This window comes from Jeotgalibacillus aurantiacus (assembly GCF_020595125.1).
Taxonomy (GTDB): domain Bacteria; phylum Bacillota; class Bacilli; order Bacillales; family Jeotgalibacillaceae; genus Jeotgalibacillus; species Jeotgalibacillus aurantiacus.
Genome location: NZ_JACNMS010000011.1, coordinates 1 through 18,078 on the forward strand (window position 1 = coordinate 1; position 18,078 = coordinate 18,078).

Sequence of the window (18,078 nt, forward strand, 5' to 3'; positions counted from 1 at the left end):
TAGGACGTCGCTAGGCCAAAGATAAGACCTGTCGCTCAGGAGAGACGGCAGGTTTTTTTGTGCGTTTTTTAGGTGGAGGTCGGGTTTGAAGGTGCATGAAGAGCGCCCGGTCGTAGCCGGGATGTTTCTTGAGGTGTGTAGAATCCGGCAAAGTGTGTAGAATAAACTGGGAAGTATACTGAATAAGAGCAAAAGTGTTTGGAATGAAGAGCAAAGTGTGTGGAATCCCGAGCTGGTTTGAAGAATAACCCGATCCTTTTAGTTACCAAAGTGCATTCAGTGCCCCCAAGCTTCGCCGGGATGTTTCCGGAGGTATACAGAATAGAGAATAAAGTGTATCGAATAAAAGGGAAAGTATATTGAATAAGAGCAAAAGTGTGCAGAATAAAGTAGAAAGTGTATAGAATTTCGAGCTGGTTTAGAGAAAGGAAAAAGACTTTCAGTTACTCAACTGCATTCAGTGCCCCCGAGCTTCGCAGGGATGTTTCCGGAGGTATGCAGAATAGAGAATAAAGTGTATCGAATAAACGGGAAAGTATACTGAATAAGAGCAAAAGTGTGAAGAATAAAGTAGAAAGTAGATAGAATCTCAAGCTAACTTAAAAGAAAGGCTGACTACCTCCAGTGTCCCTATATCATTCCATTATTAGGTATCTCAGCATTTCCTCCGGCAAAAAACCCGCTGAATAGGCGAGAAAGCTCCTTATGACGGCGTAGTCAGCAGTTTTTTTGTAGGTGATGCATTGGTTCCACCATTCGGTTTCGTACCTGGCGATCATGCTGAGGTTATAGAGCAGCAGAAAGTGGGCCTGGATCGGATCAGGGTCCTGCCGGTTTGTTTCGAGTGAGTGGAATAGTTCCTCCATTGTAATGGTGACAGGCAATGGATTGCGGTTAAGGAGTCTGGTTGTAAAAACGGTGTAGAGGCCGTTTTTTTGTATTTTGACGGTGTCTTCTAAGAATGAAAAATCTTTTTTCTTGCGTTTACGGGAGGTGACACCGTGGGCAAGCTGGTTGGATTTTTCAGGGTAAAAAGGGTCTTTTATCGTAATGGCTGCTTTTAGCAGATGAGTGAAGCCGTAGAATTGCAGGATGGGCTGGATGGTGAGTGGTGACGTGTTGCTTTGGATGTAAAAGGCTTCTGCGTGTTCGAGGTGAGAGCAGAATAGTTCGTGTTTTTCTGAAGCGAGGATGTGGGCAGTCTCCGGGTTCGTTTGTGTGTATGCCTGCTGTAATAAGATGAATGAGTCAACTCTGGCATGGTAGGGAAGATAGCGGTTCCAGTTAAAGTATGACGTCATACCATAAACCTCCGAACAATTCATAATAATCGAACTTATTTCATCTGTCTTGACACGGGGTATCCCGGCTGATAACCTTACAATAATATTTTTCAGACTGGGAGGAAATTTGACAATGTGGGAAACTAAGTTTGCTAAAGAAGGCTTAACGTTTGATGATGTATTGCTTGTCCCGGCTAAATCAGAAGTATTACCGCGTGATGTTGATTTATCAGTGGAGCTGACGGATACGATTAAGTTGAATGTCCCAATTATCAGTGCTGGTATGGATACGGTAACGGAAGCGGCGATGGCGATTGCGATGGCGCGTGCCGGTGGCCTTGGTGTCATCCATAAGAATATGAGTATTGAGCAGCAGGCTGAGCAGGTGGAACGTGTTAAGCGTTCAGAAAGCGGCGTCATTACAGATCCATTTTTCCTTACGCCGGATCATCAGGTGTTTGATGCAGAGCACTTGATGGGCAAATACCGTATTTCCGGTGTCCCAATTGTCAATGATATGGATGAGCAGAAGCTGGTCGGTATTATTACGAACCGCGATCTTCGTTTTATCCAGGATTACTCGATTAAAATTGATGAAGTGATGACAAAAGACAATCTTGTAACGGCAGCTGTCGGCACAACGCTTGATGAAGCGGAAAAGATTCTTCAGCAGTATAAGATTGAGAAGCTTCCTTTAGTGGATGATGAAGGTACACTTAAAGGATTAATCACAATCAAGGATATTGAAAAAGTGATCGAATTCCCGAACTCTGCCAAGGATGCAAAAGGCCGTCTTTTAGTTGCTGCTTCTGTTGGTGTGACAGCGGATGCCGTGAAGCGTGTTGAAAAGCTCGTTAAAGCAGGTGTTGATGCGCTTGTGATTGATACGGCACACGGACATTCACAGGGTGTGCTTGATACGATTGCTTCGATTCGTGAAGCATTTAAAGACGTGGTGATTATTGCTGGAAATGTGGCAACGGGTGAAGGAACAAAAGCACTGATTGAAGCAGGCGCTGATGTGATTAAAGTTGGAATCGGACCTGGTTCGATTTGTACAACACGTGTAGTGGCTGGTGTCGGTGTTCCTCAGATTACCGCTGTGTATGACTGTGCAACGGAAGCACGCAAGCACGGTAAATCTATTATTGCCGACGGCGGGATTAAGTATTCAGGTGATATCGTGAAGGCACTTGCTGCAGGGGGACATGCGGTGATGCTTGGAAGTCTTCTTGCCGGTACATCTGAAAGTCCTGGTGAAACGGAAATCTTCCAGGGCCGCCGCTTTAAAGTGTACCGCGGAATGGGTTCACTCGGCGCGATGGAAAAAGGCTCGAAGGACCGTTACTTCCAGGAGGATGCGAAAAAGCTTGTTCCTGAAGGCATTGAAGGCCGTACGCCTTATAAAGGACCTCTTGCTGATACGATTTATCAGCTGGTTGGTGGAATCCGCAGCGGAATGGGTTATTGCGGATCGAAGAATCTGTTGGATCTGCGTGAAGAAGCACAGTTTATCCGTATGACGGGTGCCGGGCTTCGTGAAAGCCACCCGCATGATGTACAGATTACAAAAGAATCTCCAAACTACTCATTATAATAGATGAATCGAAGGTAGCAGGACTCTCTTTCTTACGGGAGTCCTGCTTTTTTGTCACGTAACAGTGCTATTCTCTCTCTATTTTTTACAAGGACACTATGATAGAATGACAGAAGTGTACATATTTTGCTGGAGGGTTAAAAACGTGAAGAAAATGTTACGCAACACAGCTGCGGGTATGATGGCGCTTGTTCTCTTTCTAGGAAGCGGTGCATTCATGCAGGACGCAGAAGCTCAGATTCAAAATTGGAATGTCGATGCAGCGATTCTGCTTGAAGCAGAAACAGGAAAAGTCTTATATGCCAAAAATGAAGATACGCTTTTAGGGATTGCAAGTATGACGAAGATGATGACAGAATATCTTCTTCTTGAAGCAGTCGCTGCAGGTGAAGTGTCTTGGGACGATCAATATACGGTAACGGATAAAACGTTCGAAATTTCTCAGGACCGTTCACTCAGTAACGTTCCGTTGCGATTAGGTGAGCAGTATTCGATTCGGGAGCTTTATGAAGCGATGGTAATTTACTCAGCGAATGCAGCAACAATTGCGATTGCTGAGACGGTTGCCGGTTCAGAGCAGGCTTTTGTCGATCAGATGAACGCCAAGGCTGAAGAGATGGGATTACAGGATTACCGCTTTGTGAATTCATCCGGCTTGAACAATGCCGATATGCTTGGTTACCACCCTGAAAATACAGGCGCTGATGAGGAAAATGTCATGTCAGCACGTGCCACAGCGAAGCTTGCTCACCGTCTATTGACGGATTTCCCGGAGGTGCTTGAAACATCAAGCATTCCGAGAGATGTGTTCCGTGAAGGGACGGATGATGCAACCAACATGCCAAACTGGAACTTCATGCTTCCAGGTCTTGTGTTTGAATATGAAGGGGTAGATGGCATTAAAACCGGTACAACGGATTTTGCCGGTTACACCTTTACAGGAACAGCTGAACGTAATGGCATGCGTCTGATCTCTGTTGTGATGAATGCAACGGATGAGAACGGCGTGGGTTCTTATGAGGCGCGTTTTGGTGCGACAGCGGAACTGTTTGATTTTGGTTTTAACAATTTCAGCATGCAGGAAATTCTGCCTGCGAACTATACGGTAGAAGGCCAGGAAACACTGGCGGTTGATAAAGGGAAAGAGGATTCTGTAGGCGTTCAGACGACTGAGCCTGTTAATGTCCTTTTGCAGAATGGACAGGATCCTGCTGAATTCACACCTGAATTGACGCTTGATGAGTCTCTTTTAAATGAAAACGGCGAATTAACGGCTCCGATTGAAGAAGGAGCAGTGGTTGGTACGATCAGCATGGCTGGTGCAGCAGGTGAATATGGTTATCTGGATGAAAGCATGGCTTCTGCGCTTGAAGCGGAGCTTGTAACAACGGAATCCGTTGAAAAAGCGAACTGGTTCGTACTCAGCATGCGTGCGGTCGGCGGTTTCTTCGGAAATCTGTGGGGCACGATTACATCAACGGTATCAGGCTGGTTCAGCTAAATAAAATCAGTGTATAAAGCGCTTCTTGTCTTGACAGGGAGCGCTTTTTTAGTGAAGATAAAAGGTGGAATCAACTAATTCCGACTGGTTTAATCAAAATTTTCTATCCTTTTCAATAAAAGGGTTTTACACAGGATGAAGGAGGCTTTTTGTAATGAATACAGGTACGGATCGTGTTAAACGTGGAATGGCAGAGATGCAAAAAGGCGGCGTGATTATGGATGTAGTCAACGCTGAGCAGGCAAAGTTAGCAGAGGCAGCTGGTGCGGTAGCGGTTATGGCATTAGAGCGTGTTCCTTCTGATATTCGTAAAGAAGGCGGAGTAGCGCGTATGGCAGACCTTCGCATCGTAGAAGAGGTTATGAGCGCGGTAAGTATTCCGGTCATGGCAAAAGCCCGTATTGGACATATTACAGAAGCACGCGTATTGGAATCAATGGGCGTAGACTATATCGACGAGAGTGAAGTATTAACGCCGGCAGATGAAGAGTTTCACCTGCTGAAAAGCGACTTCACGGTACCATTCGTATGCGGATGCCGCGACCTTGGGGAAGCAGCACGCCGTATCGGAGAAGGTACAGCGATGCTTCGTACGAAGGGTGAGCCTGGAACAGGTAACATCGTAGAGGCTGTTCGTCATATCCGTAAGGTAAACGCACAGGTTCGCCGCGTTGTGAACATGTCTAAGGATGAGCTGATGACAGAAGCGAAAATCCTTGGTGCACCATTTGAGCTTCTTTTAGAAATTAAAGAGCTTGGCCGTCTTCCAGTCGTGAACTTTGCAGCGGGCGGTGTCGCAACACCTGCAGATGCAGCATTAATGATGGAGCTTGGCGCTGACGGTGTATTCGTTGGATCAGGTATTTTCAAATCAGATAACCCTGAGAAGTTTGCACGTGCGATCGTGGAAGCAACGACTCACTACCAGGATTATGAACTCATTGCGAAAGTATCAAAAGAGCTTGGTACAGCAATGAAAGGGATGGAAATCTCTTCACTATCATTAGAAGACCGCATGCAGGAGCGCGGTTGGTAAGAAAGGGCTGATCATCATGACAACAGTTGGTGTATTAGGATTACAGGGAGCGGTTAGGGAACATGTCCGTTCAATCGAAGCAGGCGATGCCAAAGCGGTTGTCGTGAAGAAAGCAGAACAGCTCTCAACTATTGACGGATTAATTATTCCAGGCGGGGAAAGCACAACGATGCGCCGCCTGATTGATGTATACGGTCTGATGGAGCCGCTGCGCCATTTCGCAGCCTCCGGAAAGCCGATTTTTGGCACATGTGCCGGTCTGATTTTACTTGCAGGTGAGATTGTCGGATATGACGAGCCGCATTTAGGTGTGATGGATGTCGTTGTTGAGCGAAATTCATTTGGCCGTCAGAAGGAAAGCTTTGAAACGGATTTATCCATCAAAGGAATTGAGGGAGATCCATTCACAGCTGTCTTTATCCGTGCGCCTCACATCGTATCAGCAGGCCCGGAAACAGAAGTGCTTGCCACATACAAAGACCGGATCGTACTGGCGCGCCACGGACAATTCCTTGGCTGTTCGTTCCATCCGGAATTAACGGATGATCACCGTCTGACGGCGTATTTCATCAACATGGTCAAATCAGCCGGTGTGACTGCGTAAGAAAAAAGGTTGATCTTTTCCGAACCGTATAGTAAGGTAATTTTTAAGAATAAATCGAAAAGCTTTGACAGAAAACAGTAGCAATCCACCCTTTTTCAAGAGAGCCGTCGGCTGGTGCGAGACGGTAAAAGGAGGTCGCGAATCCATTCTGGAGCGGGAGCCCGAAACACGTCAGTAAGGCTCCACGGCCGACACCGTTACGTCATTGAGCGGGGAGTAACTTCATGTGCTCCCAACCAGGGTGGTATCGCGGGCCTAAACTCCCGTCCCTTATTTTTATAATAAGGGACGGGAGTTTTTTGTTTGTGTAGAGACGGGGTCTGATCCCACCTCTACAGTCCGGCTTTTCAAACACAAGAGGAGGAAATACATCATGTTGGATTTAAAGCGTTTAAGAAATAATTTTAATGAAATTAAAGGGAAAATGGCTCACCGCGGTGAGGATCTAAAGGATTTCGATCAGTTTCAGGCTTTAGATGAGGAGCGTCGTGAGCTGATTGCGAAAGGGGAAGAGAAGAAGAGCCGCCGTAACGAGGTGTCTCAGGCGATCGCCCAAATGAAGCGTGAGAAGAAAAATGCTGATGATGTGATCGCAGAAATGCGTGCGCTTGGTGATGAAATCAAAGAGGTGGATGACCGCCTTCGCGAGGTTGAAGAAAAGCTTCAGGACCTATTGCTGTCTATTCCGAACGTCCCGCATGAAAGTGTGCCGGTGGGTGAAACAGAGGACGACAATATTGAGATTCGTAACTGGGGAACGATCCGCGATTTCGAATTTGAACCAAAACCTCACTGGGATGTTGCGACTGACCTTGAAATGCTGGACTTCGAGCGCGCAGCTAAAGTAACCGGAAGCCGTTTCGTTTTTTACAAAGGTGCCGGTGCCCGCCTGGAGCGTGCTTTGATCAACTTTATGATGGACCTCCATCAGGACCAGCACGGCTATACGGAAATGCTGCCGCCATACCTCGTTAACCGTACGAGCATGACAGGCACAGGCCAGCTCCCAAAGTTTGAAGAGGACGCGTTCCGCATTGAAAAAGAGGACTACTTCCTCGTACCGACATCAGAAGTACCGGTGACTAATTACCACCGCGATGAAATTTTAAAAGCGGATGACCTGCCAAAAGCGTATGTGGCCTACAGCGCCAACTTCCGCTCTGAAGCAGGATCTGCAGGCCGCGACACGCGTGGATTGATCCGTCAGCACCAGTTTAACAAGGTAGAGCTTGTGCGTTTTGCGAAGCCTGAGGATTCTTATGAAACGCTTGAAATGCTGACAGGACACGCTGAAAAAGTACTTCAGCTGCTTGAACTGCCATACCGCGTCATGAGCATGTGTACAGCGGATCTTGGCTTCACAGCAGCGAAGAAATACGACATCGAAGTATGGATTCCAAGCTACGGCACGTACCGCGAGATCTCTTCTTGCAGTAACTTCGAGGACTTCCAGGCACGCCGCGCCAACATCCGTTTCCGCCGCGAGCCAAACGCCAAGCCGGAGCACGTGCACACGCTAAATGGAAGCGGTCTAGCGATCGGCCGTACCGTTGCTGCGATTCTGGAGAACTACCAGCAGGCAGATGGCAGCGTGATCGTACCAGACGTACTGCAGCCTTATATGGGTGGTAAGAAGGTTATTTCTAAATAAGGTTTTTAAAAAAGCCGTCCGGGTTTCCGGGCGGCTTTTGCTTTTGGGTGGATGTATGGGGAAGAGGCAATGTAGTGATCTGCTTAGGGAAATGAGAGGGAAGTTAACAAAATGGGTGTGGAAGCTTGGGAGATAGCGTTAGAAGCCGAGGTAGTACGCGGAATACTGCCGATTTTCCCAGACTCGGCGTGATCGCGCAGAAAAGGGGTAGGCCAAATGGTATTGAACTGACGAAAGTAGTCATTGTGCTCACGAAAGTACCGCCTAACCTCACGAATTCATCCGTTAACCTCACGAACTCTCCCCGCATGCTCACGAATACTCTCCTCTTGACGTTTGCATACCATAGGGCGTATCATATTTTATAAACTTATATTCCGATCAGAAAGGTATGATATAAATGGCAGCTTCTTTATCTATTCCGCGTCCTCTTGTTCGTGTAAACCAGTTTACGATCGTGCTAAGCGTTGTTGCAGCCTGGCTGACAGGCATTCATGCACTTATTTTGATTCCTCTCATTGCCGGATTAGGCGGCATTCTATTCGATTTCAACCCTGTGATGCGCGGGGCAAAGGTATTTTTGAAAAAGCCGATGAATGAATATATTCCGGAGGATCGCGATGACCAGCGGTTTAATCAGCTGATTGCGGTATTTTTTCTCGGTAGCGGCTATTTTTCTTTCCTCATGGGCTGGACAATTGCGGGCTATGCCTTTACAATAATGGTTGTTGTTGCAGCGTCCGTTGCGATCATGGGCTTTTGTGTCGGTTGCTTTATCCGTTTCCAGTGGAAGCAGTGGCAGTACCGCAGAACAAAAGCATCGAAAAGTTTCTAAAAAACTTTTCAAAAACGTTTGACGGGTTATGCAATACATGATATTATAATTCTTGTCGAACACGGAGGTATACCCAAGTCCGGCTGAAGGGATCGGTCTTGAAAACCGACAGGGGTGTAACAGCCCGCGGGGGTTCGAATCCCTCTACCTCCTCCATAATTTTAAATTTAACATCAACGCGCATAAATGTTGGAGAGCCCGCTGCTTTTGCAGTGGGTTTTTCTTATGTAAAAAAACAGAGGCTCACGGCCTCTGTTTTTTAGATAGAAGTATCTTTATTTCGTTTTCTGGCATTTAAAACAATCAGAATGACGCAAAGAATCATCGCTGCGATGCAAATGCTGTTTAGCACTGCACCAGTCTCAGTATCAAACCATACACCTGATTGGAAGTTCGCCAGCAGGATGATGCTGAAAGCGACAAAAGAGAAAGTCAAGCTCGCGATGCGTTTCATGTGCATGCACTCCTTTTAAATTTAATAGGCTGTTCTTGCAGCTAACCCTTAACTCTACCTTGATCGAGCAGTCACCTTCACACCTTGACTTTTTAACCTTGAGATCAAAACCTTTAACTGGTCAGGATTAACGTCCTTATGAATCAGAAAACGCTCGGCTATTTTTTCTTTGTTTCGATAGAATAAATAATTATTTTTAGTTTCATAGATATCAAAATACTGATCAACGGGTACTTCTTTTTTGGTTTTTCCGATGAGGAATAGATTTTGATCTTGATGGTATTCAACAAGTTCATCTGAAACACCGTTGTGGCTGTATCGGTTAAATATTTGTAAGGCTTTCTGTTTTATCCGAAAATCAGTTATTTTTCTTGGGATCCATAAGTTGATAGATCAAAGAATAAAAGTGAAAAGAATAAGGATTGAGTAAACGATGAAGGGATTGTCTCCCTCTACGAAATCTCTTGCAATAATATATACCGCATAACACAAAAAAGTAAGAGTTGCTAACGTAATGAGGATAAACTGAAGTCTATACAATAGTCTATTGACTGGTAAATACTTTATTAACTCAATGTAATTTTTTTCTTTAGCTTGAAATTCAAATTTTATTGCAGTCATTTTGTTCTCCTTTCTATGTTAATTTTCTGTCCTCAGGTCTACCGTAGACCAGGGTCTGATCTTTAACTCTACCTTGATCGATCCGTCACCTTCACACCTTGACTTTTTAACCTTGAGATCAAAATCATTAACTGGTCAGGATTAACGTCTTTAGGAATCAGAAAACGCTCGTCTATTTTTTCTTTGTTGCGATAGAATAAGTAATGATCTTTGGTTTCATAGATATCAAAATACTGATCAACGGGTACTTCTTTTTTGGTTTTTCTGATGAGGAATAAGTTTTGATCTTGATGGTATTCAACAAACTCATCTGAAACACCGTTGTGGCTGTATCGGTTAAATATTTGCATGGCTTGTTTTTTAAGATAGGCATTTGTGATCTTTTGGACAATAGAAACATTAACTGCCCAGAAAATAAAAATGCCTGAGGCCAAAAGCGTATAGACAATGAAAGGGTTGTCTCCTTCGATGAAATTTTGTGCAGTGAGATAAACAGCAGCAATCAATAAAGAGATGCTCACAAAAGTTACGATGGCCAACGTCCCTTTGCGCATAAAACGTCCAACAGGGAGAAACCTGATTAGTTCAATATAGTCTTTTTCGTGAGCCTGGAATTCAAATGTTGCAGTTTTCATTTTCTTCTCCTTTCTCTACACAAAAGCGGATGGCACAGGCCATCCGCTTTTGTTTTTATTTTTTCAGCAGTGATGTCTGCTGGATGAATGAGCCGATTTTTTCGAGAATCGGGTCAATTGATGTTGGGTCTTTGACTAGGTCGTAGTCGTTGATGTTCAGGCGCAGCACGGGGCATGCGTTGAATGAGTCGATCCAGTTTTCGTAGCGCTGGTGCATTTCTTCCCAGTAGGCGAGTGGTGTTTCCTGCTCCATTGGGCGCCCGCGTGACTGGATGCGGCTGACGATATCGTCGAGTGAGCCTTCCAGGTAGATTAGTAGACTTGGATGCGGGAAGTAAGGCGTCATGACCATCGCGTCAAACAGGCTTGTGTACGTATCGTAATCGACTGGTGACATCGTGCCTTTTTCGTAATGCATTTTAGCAAAAATGCCAGTGTCTTCGTAGATGGAGCGGTCCTGGATGAAGCCGCCTCCGTATTCGAACATGCGCTTTTGTTCTTTAAAGCGTTCTGCAAGGAAATAGATCTGTAGGTGGAAGCTCCATTTTTCGAAGTCTTTATAGAATTTATCTAGGTACGGGTTGGCTTCCACTTTTTCAAAGGATGTGCGGAAGTTCAGGTGATCGGCCAGTGTCTGGGTCATGGTTGATTTTCCGACGCCGACGGTTCCGGCGATCGTAATGACAGCATCGTTCGGGATGCCGTATTTTTCACGTGCATTCATCAGATTGTACTCCTTTTAAGTAAAGATTCTTCAACCTGCTGAATGACTTTTTGCAGGTCCTGTTCGTGGTGGACGAAATCAAGGTCGTCCCCATTAATGCGCAATACCGGGATTTCCGGATGCGTTTTTTCGAAATGACGGATGAAATCCTCGTAATCGGCTGACAGCTGCTCGAGATAAAGAGGGCTCATATCCTTCTCGAAGTCGCGTCCGCGCATCTTAACCCGCTTCAGCAGGGTATCAAGGCTTGCGTTCAGATAAACGACAACGTTCGGCTTTGGCATATCTGCTGTTAAAATGCGGTAGATCTCGAGGTATTTCTCGTATTCAGCTTCACGCAATGTGCGTTTGGCGAAAATCAGGTTTTTGAAAATGTGATAATCAGCTGCCACCGGCTTTTGCTCAGCTAAATAGAGGCGCTGGATATCGCTCAGCTGCTTGTAGCGGTTGCAGAGGAAAAACATTTCCGTCTGGAAGCTCCATTCATCGATGTCGCTGTAGAATTTATTTAAAAAAGGATTCTCGTCCACGATTTCCTTTAATAAGTGGAAATCAAAGTGAGAGGAAATCGCTTTCGCAAGGGAGGTTTTTCCCACGCCGATCGGGCCCTCCACGGTAATAAACGGAATGGTCGTCATTCTCGTTTCCTCCTTAATGATTCGATAAGCCCTGTGCCGGTAAGACGCAGAGACGGATTGAAAAACAAGCGTGTCGCTCATTAAATGACAACCGTAATTGTATCACATTATATAGGGTAAAAGTAGACGCATTCCGACGAAAAAAGACAAGAACCGTATCATTACGGCGCTTGTCTTTAAGAAAAAAATTCATGGTAATTTGACGACGTTAAACTGATCACTGATCAAGAGCCAGTTTTGAGGGAAGGACAGCCCGAGCTTCCAATAGCTCATCCCGCGCAGGCGAAGCTCCTTTAACAGATCAAATTTGGCCTGAATGGAGCGGGCGTCCTCGAACCAGATAATATGATCTTTCCCTTCTGCCGTGTATTCAATGAAGGGTGCCTGGGCGGTTTCGTCATACTGAATCGGGACACCTTGTCTCGCTGCAATCGCGATGGCTTCCTGCGGACTGATCGCGCGCGCCTGTGAGCCCTGAACAAATGGGAGCGTCCAGTCATAACCGTATAGATTCTGCCCCATCATGATTTTAGAGGCGGGCATTTCGGTTAAGGCATACTCAAGCACATCTCGCACCGGTCCAATTGGTGACACAGCCTGTGCCGGACCGCCGCTGTAGCCCCATTCATACGTCATGATCACAACAAAATCCACAATTTCCCCAATCGCTTTATAATTGTGCGCCTCATACCATTTCCCAGGCTGATCCGCCCGCGTTTTCGGAGCAAGGGCTGCTGAGACGAGCCAGCCCTCCTTAGAGAACCGATCCTTCGCTTTTCTTAAAAAGGCCGTATACGCCTCTTCATCAGCCGGCCGTAAATATTCGAAATCAAAGTGAATATCGCGGAACCCGTATTGTTTAGCGGTGGCGGTGATAGAATCTAGCAGCCGGTCCTGCACGGCCTGGTCATTTAACAGGATGCGTCCGAGCTCGTCACTGAACGCCCCTTCTTCTAAATTAGTGATCACCATCATGAGCGTCACGCGGCTTTGCTCTGCAATCGGCACAAACGGCTCTACGATCAGCTCACTCAGCGTGCCGTCGCGCTTGGCCTGAAAACTGAAAGGAGCAAGGTACGTTAAATACGGAGCAGCTTCCCGCGTTCTGTTCAGCAGATTTTCACTCACAGCGCCAAACGGCTCAGCATACGCGTTAAATTCAGCTGATGTTTTCGGTGCCGGTGGCAGGTAAAGACGCCAGCCGACAGCAAGCGGCTGATCGGGAGACAAACCGTTAATTGCGGCAAGCTCCTGATACGTCAGCCCGTTCCGTCTGGCAATCAGATAAAGAGAATCCCCAGGCTGCACAAAATAATAACTCCCCGTAATCGGAATCACCAGCGCCTGACCGACCACCAGACGGTCAGGATTCGGCAGCTGATTGGCAGTGGCGATCTGCTGAGGCGTAATGGAGTAGCGTGCCCCGATGGTGAAAAGTGTTTCTCCAGGTTGAACGATATGGATTTGCATGTAAGAAAACCCCTTTCTGGGGGACGGAGCGCCCGTTCTTTTTTGCAAAAAGGAACGGGCGCTCCGTCCCCATAGACGCTTTTTTCATCTATATGATAAGATCAGAAAAAAATGAGCAAAGGACGGACGAGATGACTGAGCGCGATGAATATTGGATGCAGCGTGCGATTGATGAGGCGAGGAAGGCGGAGGCGATTCGCGAGGTGCCGATCGGAGCTGTGATTGTTAAGGATGATGAGTTGATTGCGTCTGCTTATAATTTGCGGGAGACGACGCAGAATGCTGTGACGCATGCGGAGCTTTTAGCGATTGAGAAGGCGTGTGAGGAAGTTGGCAGTTGGCGGCTTGAGGGGACGACGCTTTATGTGACGCTTGAGCCATGTCCGATGTGCAGCGGGGCGATTTTGCTGTCGCGTGTGGACCGGGTTGTGTATGGGGCCCGTGATCCGAAAGCGGGCTGTGCGGGAAGCCTGATGAATCTGCTTGAGGATGAGCGGTTCAACCATCGCTGTGAGGTGGTGCCGGGTGTGCTTGGTGAGGCGTGCGGGCAGATGCTGACTGATTTTTTCCGCGGACTTCGTGAAGAGAAAAAAAGGAAGAAGAGCCAGTTAAAAGATCCTGATTGATTTTTTAGCGGACAGATAGTATACTAAATTTTGCGTCGTCAAATGGCGTTTATGATTACTGGTCTCATTTTTGCCGTGCTAGGTGGGGAATTAGCGGTGCCCTGTATTCGCAATCCGCTCTAGCGAAACTGAATCCCTTCTCGAGGCTGCACATGCTTTTTGGTCTGCCTTCTGTAAGTGGTGTTGACGTCCGGGTCCTGCGCAATGGGAATTCATGAACCATGTCAGGTCCGGAAGGAAGCAGCATTAAGTGGAAGCTCTCATGTGCCGCGGGGTTGCCTGGACCGAGCTAACTGCAGAAGTAACGCTTGGGGCTGTCAGTCGACAGAAGGTGCACGGCATTTTAATTTATATCATCAAGCCATCCGGTTCATGCCGGGTGGCTTTTTTGCTGCGAAAAAGAAGGGCATTTTTCAGGACCCATCTTTCGCTTCATCGTTTCCTGACTGCCTGAATTGCGTTATACTGGATGAAGGACGATTATGAGATCGACAGGAGGGTAATTCATGGCTTATCAAGCGTTATACCGCGTCTGGCGGCCGCAGGAGTTTGCGGATGTTGTTGGACAGCAGCATGTCACGCGGACGTTGCAAAACGCCCTCTTACAGGAGAAAATCTCCCATGCCTATTTATTTTCCGGGCCACGTGGTACCGGGAAAACGAGTGCTGCCAAAATTTTAGCGAAGGCAGTGAACTGTGAGCATGCTCCGGTAAGGGAACCATGTAATGAATGCACCATCTGTAAAGGCATCACAGACGGCTCTATTCCGGATGTGATTGAGCTTGATGCCGCTTCGAACAATGGTGTGGATGAGATTCGCGATATTCGCGATAAAGTGAAATACGCGCCAAATGAAGGGCGCTACAAAGTATATATTGTCGATGAGGTTCACATGCTGACAACGGGTGCATTCAATGCTCTGTTAAAAACGCTTGAGGAGCCGCCAAAGCACGTCATCTTTATTTTGGCCACGACTGAACCGCATAAAATTCCACTCACGATCATTTCCCGCTGTCAGCGCTTCGATTTCAAACGGATTACGTCTCATGATATTACCGGGCGCATGATGCATATTGCCAGCGAGTCCGGCGTAGAGTATGACGAAAAAGCGATGCATATAATTGCCCGCGCAGCAGAGGGCGGAATGCGTGATGCACTCAGTCTGTTTGATCAGGCGATTTCATTCAGTGGTGAAAAAGTGACGGTTGAAGATGCCCTGACGGTAACAGGCTCGATCGGGCAGGATCAGCTGACGGCCCTGATGCAAAAGTTGAATGAACATGACGTTGCCGGTTCGCTTGATCTGATTCACCGGTTACTCGAGGACGGAAAGGATCCGGTGCGTCTGACAGAGGATCTGATTATGTACAGCCGTGATCTCCTCTTGTATAAAACAGCGCCGGGCCTTGAGGATTCGATGGAGCGGGTGCTGTCAGATGAAGCGTTTAAGGAAATGGCGGAGCAGATTCAGCCGGAGCAGCTGTATCAGTATATTGAAGGGTTAAATAAAACCCAGCAGGAAATGAAGCTCTCGAATCATGCAAGAACCCATTTAGAAGTAGCGGTTGTGAAGCTGTGTCATGTTGAGCGCGCGGCTACGGCAAGCGCGGCGGACATTCCGGATCTCAAGCAGCTGATCAGCCGGGTCCAGCAGCTGGAAGGCGAACTGAAACGGCTTAAGGAAAACGGCGTTCAGGCAGCACCGGCAGAAACCCAGCAGCCTGCCGCACCGAAAAAAGCAGCCCGTTCGAATACAATGTATAAAGCTCAGGCTGGCCGGATCGTTGAGGTGCTCCGCAACGCAACGAAAAATGACATCAGTCAGATCAAAGGTCGCTGGGGGGATATGCTTGAGAGCATGAACCGTCAGCAATTAAGGTCGCTGACTGCCCTTTTAAACGAAGCGGAACCTGTAGCAGCATCTCAGGACGCTTTTGTGTTAAAATTTAAATATGAGATTCATTGCAAGATGGCAATGGAAAACAATAAGCTGACCGACACGATGCCGTCTATTTTACAGGAGCTGACCGGCTCTTATTATTCAGTCATTGGCGTGCCTGAAGATCAGTGGCTCGAAATCCGCGAAGACTTTATTCAGAATCAGGATATGCCTGAGGGAGAAGATGCGGAAGCAAAGGAAGATCCGCTGATTGAAGAAGCGCGAAAGCTTGTCGGACCAGATTTACTTGATATTCAAGACTAAAAACTCGGAGGTAATCAAACATGCGTGGTATGGGAAATATGCAAGGTATGATGAAGCAGATGCAGAAAATGCAAAAGCAAATGGCGAAGGCACAGGAGGAGCTTGGTGAAAAGCGTCTGACTGGTACAGCTGGAGGCGGAATGGTGACGGTAACCGTTACTGGCCATAAGGAAGTTGTAGATGTAGAAATCAAAGAAGATGTTGTGGATCCTGATGATATCGAAATGCTGCAGGACCTTGTACTTGCTGCAACAAACGAAGCAATGAAGGCAGCGGACGAGTTGACCAACTCTACGATGGGACAGTTCACTAAAGGCATGAACCTCCCAGGGATGTTTTAAGGAGCCATATGCATTATCCGGAACCAATATCGAAGCTGATCGACAGCTTTATGAAACTGCCAGGAATCGGGCCGAAAACAGCGGCCCGACTGGCGTTTTTTGTATTAGGCATGAAGGAAGACACGGTGCTTGATTTCGCCAAGGCGCTGGTCAACGCCAAGCGGAATCTCGGTTTTTGCTCCGTGTGCGGACATATCACGGATCAGGATCCATGCTACATCTGTGAGGACCAGAAGCGCGACCGCAGTCTGATCTGTGTCGTACAGGACCCGAAGGATGTCATTGCCATGGAAAAGATGAAGGAATACTCAGGTCTTTATCACGTTCTGCACGGTGCGATCTCTCCGATGGATGGGATCGGCCCCGAGGACATTAACGTGCCGGATCTGTTAAAACGTCTTCAGGATGACGAGGTTCAGGAAGTGATCCTCGCCACTAACCCGAATATTGAAGGGGAAGCAACGGCGATGTATATCTCCCGTCTGCTTCGTCCATCCGGCATTAAAGTGACCCGGATCGCCCACGGTCTGCCGGTAGGAGGAGACCTTGAATATGCTGATGAAGTCACCTTATCAAAAGCGCTTGAAGGGCGCAGGGACGTATAAAGGAGCGCTCTTACATGCTGTTTCGTAAAAAAGGGAAGCTAAAGCAGGAATTCGATGATAAGCTCGTCGATCTCATGCACGACACAAGAGATGAATGGCAGCAGCAAAAAGGACTGGCTGAAATGAGCCTTGAGAAAAGTCCTCAGCTGATCGCTGCAGAAAAAATGGCGGAAGCACGTTATTTCTATTTATTTAAAGAAGCCCGTCACCGGAAAATTGTCATAAAATAATCTTCACACTCATACAATGTGTATACGGACCATCCTATAAAGGGGGAGCGGATACACGTGATCTGGCTGTGGGGAGCAGGGACGCTCATTACCGTATTGATGATCTTTACGGTAGGGATCGTCCCTTTTTTAAAATGGATGTGGCGGATAGGAACAAAGTGGATTGTCGGGCTGGGGCTGCTCTTTATCGTCAACCGTTTCGGACAGGAGTACGGTCTTTACGTTCCGATGAATCCGGTGACGACCGGGATTGCAGGGATTCTCGGGATCCCGGGCACGGCAGCATTGATCTTTATTTTCAGAGTATAACGATGAAGTTCCCTATAAAAGGAGAAGTGTTTTCCTTTTATAGGGAACTTTTTTGTGTGCCGTGCGTAGAACAGAGGACGAAGGAATCGAGAAGGAGTGAATCACATGAATCGTTATCGTGTAAAGCCGAGTAAAGGTGTGTCGTTGCTTGCGATGGTAATGGGCATAGCGTTTGTAGTGATCGGCGTTACTGTTATCATGCCAACAGCCGGCGCTTTCGGGGCAATCTGGACAGCTGGTGCAGCAGGCATTACGATCTTCCACGCGGTGAATGTCTTTTCAGTTAAAGGGGCTTCTACCTATGAAGCAGACGTGGAGCTCGGTCAGACTGAACAGCCCGGAGGAAATTATGAAGATAAAATCCGTCAGCTTCATCGTCTAAAAGAGGATGACCTCATTACAGAAGAGGACTATCAGGCGAAAAAGAATGAGCTGTTGGGTGAGAAGTGGTGAATAACTGCGTTAAGCGTGTGTCTGTTGATACACGTTTTTTTGCGGCTTTGAAAAGTTTTTTTGAAAAAGGGGTTGCAATGTATAAAAAATCCGTGATATATTATTCCTCGTTGCGAAAAACAACGGCCATCAACTTCAACTGGATGCTGAAAAAACTTTTTCAAAATAACAGTTGACGACATAAACGAAGTCGTGTTATGATAGATTGGTCGCTTGAGAGAGCAACAAACACTTTCTTCTTATAATATAGAAGGAAGCGAA

Annotated in this window: 19 protein-coding genes, 1 tRNA gene, 1 other RNA gene and 1 other annotated feature; of the genes, 15 read left to right on the plus strand and 6 right to left on the minus strand. The window is 46.9% G+C overall.

Annotated elements, in window-relative coordinates; genetic code table 11:
* Nucleotides 1-635 precede the first annotated feature (635 nt).
* Nucleotides 636-1,301 carry a YaaC family protein gene (locus H7968_RS17535; RefSeq protein WP_227397310.1) on the minus strand — a complete coding sequence of 222 codons (666 nt, stop codon included), beginning with the start codon at nt 1,299-1,301 and terminating at the stop codon, nt 636-638.
* 115 nt (nt 1,302-1,416) lie between these two features.
* Between H7968_RS17535 and guaB the strand changes: the two genes are divergently transcribed.
* The 7 genes from guaB (at nt 1,417) to H7968_RS17570 (ending at nt 8,663) form a co-directional block, all read left to right on the plus strand.
* Nucleotides 1,417-2,880 (plus strand): IMP dehydrogenase, encoded by a 1,464-nt coding sequence (guaB, locus tag H7968_RS17540; RefSeq protein WP_134375695.1) that lies wholly within the window; start codon nt 1,417-1,419, stop codon nt 2,878-2,880.
* A 145-nt stretch (nt 2,881-3,025) separates the two neighbouring features.
* Nucleotides 3,026-4,381, plus strand: a complete 1,356-nt coding sequence (locus H7968_RS17545) for a D-alanyl-D-alanine carboxypeptidase family protein (protein WP_406566428.1) — start codon at nt 3,026-3,028, stop codon at nt 4,379-4,381.
* Nucleotides 4,382-4,535: 154 nt separating this feature from the next.
* On the plus strand, nt 4,536-5,417 hold the full coding sequence (gene pdxS, locus H7968_RS17550) for a pyridoxal 5'-phosphate synthase lyase subunit PdxS (protein ID WP_134375696.1): 882 nt from the start codon (nt 4,536-4,538) through the stop codon (nt 5,415-5,417).
* 16 nt (nt 5,418-5,433) lie between these two features.
* Entirely contained in the window at nt 5,434-6,021 is a 588-nt protein-coding gene (gene pdxT / locus H7968_RS17555) for a pyridoxal 5'-phosphate synthase glutaminase subunit PdxT (RefSeq protein WP_227397311.1), read from the plus strand.
* 55 nt (nt 6,022-6,076) lie between these two features.
* Nucleotides 6,077-6,295 (plus strand) — a binding site (T-box leader).
* 99 nt (nt 6,296-6,394) lie between these two features.
* Nucleotides 6,395-7,672 (plus strand): serine--tRNA ligase, encoded by a 1,278-nt coding sequence (serS, locus tag H7968_RS17560; RefSeq protein WP_227397312.1) that lies wholly within the window; start codon nt 6,395-6,397, stop codon nt 7,670-7,672.
* Nucleotides 7,673-8,072: 400 nt separating this feature from the next.
* On the plus strand, nt 8,073-8,507 hold the full coding sequence (locus H7968_RS17565; RefSeq protein ID WP_227397313.1) for a DUF4395 domain-containing protein: 435 nt from the start codon (nt 8,073-8,075) through the stop codon (nt 8,505-8,507).
* 63 nt (nt 8,508-8,570) lie between these two features.
* Nucleotides 8,571-8,663: transfer RNA gene (locus H7968_RS17570), tRNA-Ser, on the plus strand.
* 103 nt (nt 8,664-8,766) lie between these two features.
* On the opposite strand, the gene H7968_RS17575 is transcribed toward H7968_RS17570, so the two are convergent.
* The 5 genes from H7968_RS17575 to H7968_RS17595 all read right to left on the minus strand — a co-directional run bounded on the left by H7968_RS17575 (nt 8,767) and on the right by H7968_RS17595 (nt 13,049).
* Entirely contained in the window at nt 8,767-8,961 is a 195-nt protein-coding gene (locus tag H7968_RS17575; protein WP_227397314.1) for a hypothetical protein, read from the minus strand.
* Nucleotides 8,962-9,650: 689 nt separating this feature from the next.
* A complete protein-coding gene (locus H7968_RS17580; protein WP_227397315.1) occupies nt 9,651-10,217 on the minus strand; it encodes a hypothetical protein in 567 nt (188 codons plus the stop codon).
* A 55-nt stretch (nt 10,218-10,272) separates the two neighbouring features.
* Entirely contained in the window at nt 10,273-10,941 is a 669-nt protein-coding gene (locus H7968_RS17585; protein WP_134375702.1) for a deoxynucleoside kinase, read from the minus strand.
* Nucleotides 10,941-11,579, minus strand: a complete 639-nt coding sequence (locus tag H7968_RS17590; RefSeq protein WP_227397316.1) for a deoxynucleoside kinase — start codon at nt 11,577-11,579, stop codon at nt 10,941-10,943. Before H7968_RS17590 ends, H7968_RS17585 begins: the two co-directional genes overlap by 1 nt.
* A 189-nt stretch (nt 11,580-11,768) precedes the next feature.
* Nucleotides 11,769-13,049 carry a glycoside hydrolase family 18 protein gene (locus H7968_RS17595; RefSeq protein WP_227397317.1) on the minus strand — a complete coding sequence of 427 codons (1,281 nt, stop codon included), beginning with the start codon at nt 13,047-13,049 and terminating at the stop codon, nt 11,769-11,771.
* 131 nt (nt 13,050-13,180) lie between these two features.
* On the opposite strand from H7968_RS17595, the gene tadA reads away from it, so the two are divergent.
* The 8 genes from tadA to H7968_RS17635 all read left to right on the plus strand — a co-directional run bounded on the left by tadA (nt 13,181) and on the right by H7968_RS17635 (nt 17,817).
* On the plus strand, nt 13,181-13,675 hold the full coding sequence (tadA, locus tag H7968_RS17600) for a tRNA adenosine(34) deaminase TadA (protein ID WP_227397318.1): 495 nt from the start codon (nt 13,181-13,183) through the stop codon (nt 13,673-13,675).
* A 73-nt stretch (nt 13,676-13,748) separates the two neighbouring features.
* An RNA gene (gene ffs / locus H7968_RS17605) (signal recognition particle sRNA large type) lies at nt 13,749-14,014 on the plus strand.
* 167 nt (nt 14,015-14,181) lie between these two features.
* Nucleotides 14,182-15,879: a DNA polymerase III subunit gamma/tau gene (dnaX, locus tag H7968_RS17610; RefSeq protein ID WP_227397319.1), complete on the plus strand. Its 1,698-nt coding sequence runs from the start codon at nt 14,182-14,184 to the stop codon at nt 15,877-15,879.
* A 20-nt stretch (nt 15,880-15,899) separates the two neighbouring features.
* On the plus strand, nt 15,900-16,220 hold the full coding sequence (locus H7968_RS17615; RefSeq protein WP_134375707.1) for a YbaB/EbfC family nucleoid-associated protein: 321 nt from the start codon (nt 15,900-15,902) through the stop codon (nt 16,218-16,220).
* Between the two features lie 8 nt (nt 16,221-16,228).
* On the plus strand, nt 16,229-16,825 hold the full coding sequence (recR, locus tag H7968_RS17620; RefSeq protein WP_134375708.1) for a recombination mediator RecR: 597 nt from the start codon (nt 16,229-16,231) through the stop codon (nt 16,823-16,825).
* A 14-nt stretch (nt 16,826-16,839) separates the two neighbouring features.
* Nucleotides 16,840-17,055, plus strand: coding sequence for a YaaL family protein (locus H7968_RS17625; RefSeq protein WP_134375709.1), 216 nt, complete (start codon nt 16,840-16,842; stop codon nt 17,053-17,055).
* Nucleotides 17,056-17,112: 57 nt separating this feature from the next.
* A complete protein-coding gene (locus H7968_RS17630; protein ID WP_227397320.1) occupies nt 17,113-17,364 on the plus strand; it encodes a pro-sigmaK processing inhibitor BofA family protein in 252 nt (83 codons plus the stop codon).
* A gap of 105 nt (nt 17,365-17,469) precedes the next feature.
* Nucleotides 17,470-17,817: an SHOCT domain-containing protein gene (locus tag H7968_RS17635; RefSeq protein WP_227397321.1), complete on the plus strand. Its 348-nt coding sequence runs from the start codon at nt 17,470-17,472 to the stop codon at nt 17,815-17,817.
* Nucleotides 17,818-18,078 lie beyond the last annotated feature (261 nt).

Bases quoted from the DNA above. Each gene is read 5' to 3' on its own strand.
- H7968_RS17535 (WP_227397310.1), bottom strand. From the start codon at position 1,301: ATGACGTCATACTTTAACTGGAACCGCTATCTTCCCTACCATGCCAGA.
- guaB (WP_134375695.1), top strand. From the start codon at position 1,417: ATGTGGGAAACTAAGTTTGCTAAAGAAGGCTTAACGTTTGATGATGTA.
- pdxS (WP_134375696.1), top strand. From the start codon at position 4,536: ATGAATACAGGTACGGATCGTGTTAAACGTGGAATGGCAGAGATGCAA.
- pdxT (WP_227397311.1), top strand. From the start codon at position 5,434: ATGACAACAGTTGGTGTATTAGGATTACAGGGAGCGGTTAGGGAACAT.
- serS (WP_227397312.1), top strand. From the start codon at position 6,395: ATGTTGGATTTAAAGCGTTTAAGAAATAATTTTAATGAAATTAAAGGG.
- H7968_RS17565 (WP_227397313.1), top strand. From the start codon at position 8,073: ATGGCAGCTTCTTTATCTATTCCGCGTCCTCTTGTTCGTGTAAACCAG.
- H7968_RS17575 (WP_227397314.1), bottom strand. From the start codon at position 8,961: ATGAAACGCATCGCGAGCTTGACTTTCTCTTTTGTCGCTTTCAGCATC.
- H7968_RS17580 (WP_227397315.1), bottom strand. From the start codon at position 10,217: ATGAAAACTGCAACATTTGAATTCCAGGCTCACGAAAAAGACTATATT.
- H7968_RS17585 (WP_134375702.1), bottom strand. From the start codon at position 10,941: ATGAATGCACGTGAAAAATACGGCATCCCGAACGATGCTGTCATTACG.
- H7968_RS17590 (WP_227397316.1), bottom strand. From the start codon at position 11,579: ATGACGACCATTCCGTTTATTACCGTGGAGGGCCCGATCGGCGTGGGA.
- H7968_RS17595 (WP_227397317.1), bottom strand. From the start codon at position 13,049: ATGCAAATCCATATCGTTCAACCTGGAGAAACACTTTTCACCATCGGG.
- tadA (WP_227397318.1), top strand. From the start codon at position 13,181: ATGACTGAGCGCGATGAATATTGGATGCAGCGTGCGATTGATGAGGCG.
- dnaX (WP_227397319.1), top strand. From the start codon at position 14,182: ATGGCTTATCAAGCGTTATACCGCGTCTGGCGGCCGCAGGAGTTTGCG.
- H7968_RS17615 (WP_134375707.1), top strand. From the start codon at position 15,900: ATGCGTGGTATGGGAAATATGCAAGGTATGATGAAGCAGATGCAGAAA.
- recR (WP_134375708.1), top strand. From the start codon at position 16,229: ATGCATTATCCGGAACCAATATCGAAGCTGATCGACAGCTTTATGAAA.
- H7968_RS17625 (WP_134375709.1), top strand. From the start codon at position 16,840: ATGCTGTTTCGTAAAAAAGGGAAGCTAAAGCAGGAATTCGATGATAAG.
- H7968_RS17635 (WP_227397321.1), top strand. From the start codon at position 17,470: ATGAATCGTTATCGTGTAAAGCCGAGTAAAGGTGTGTCGTTGCTTGCG.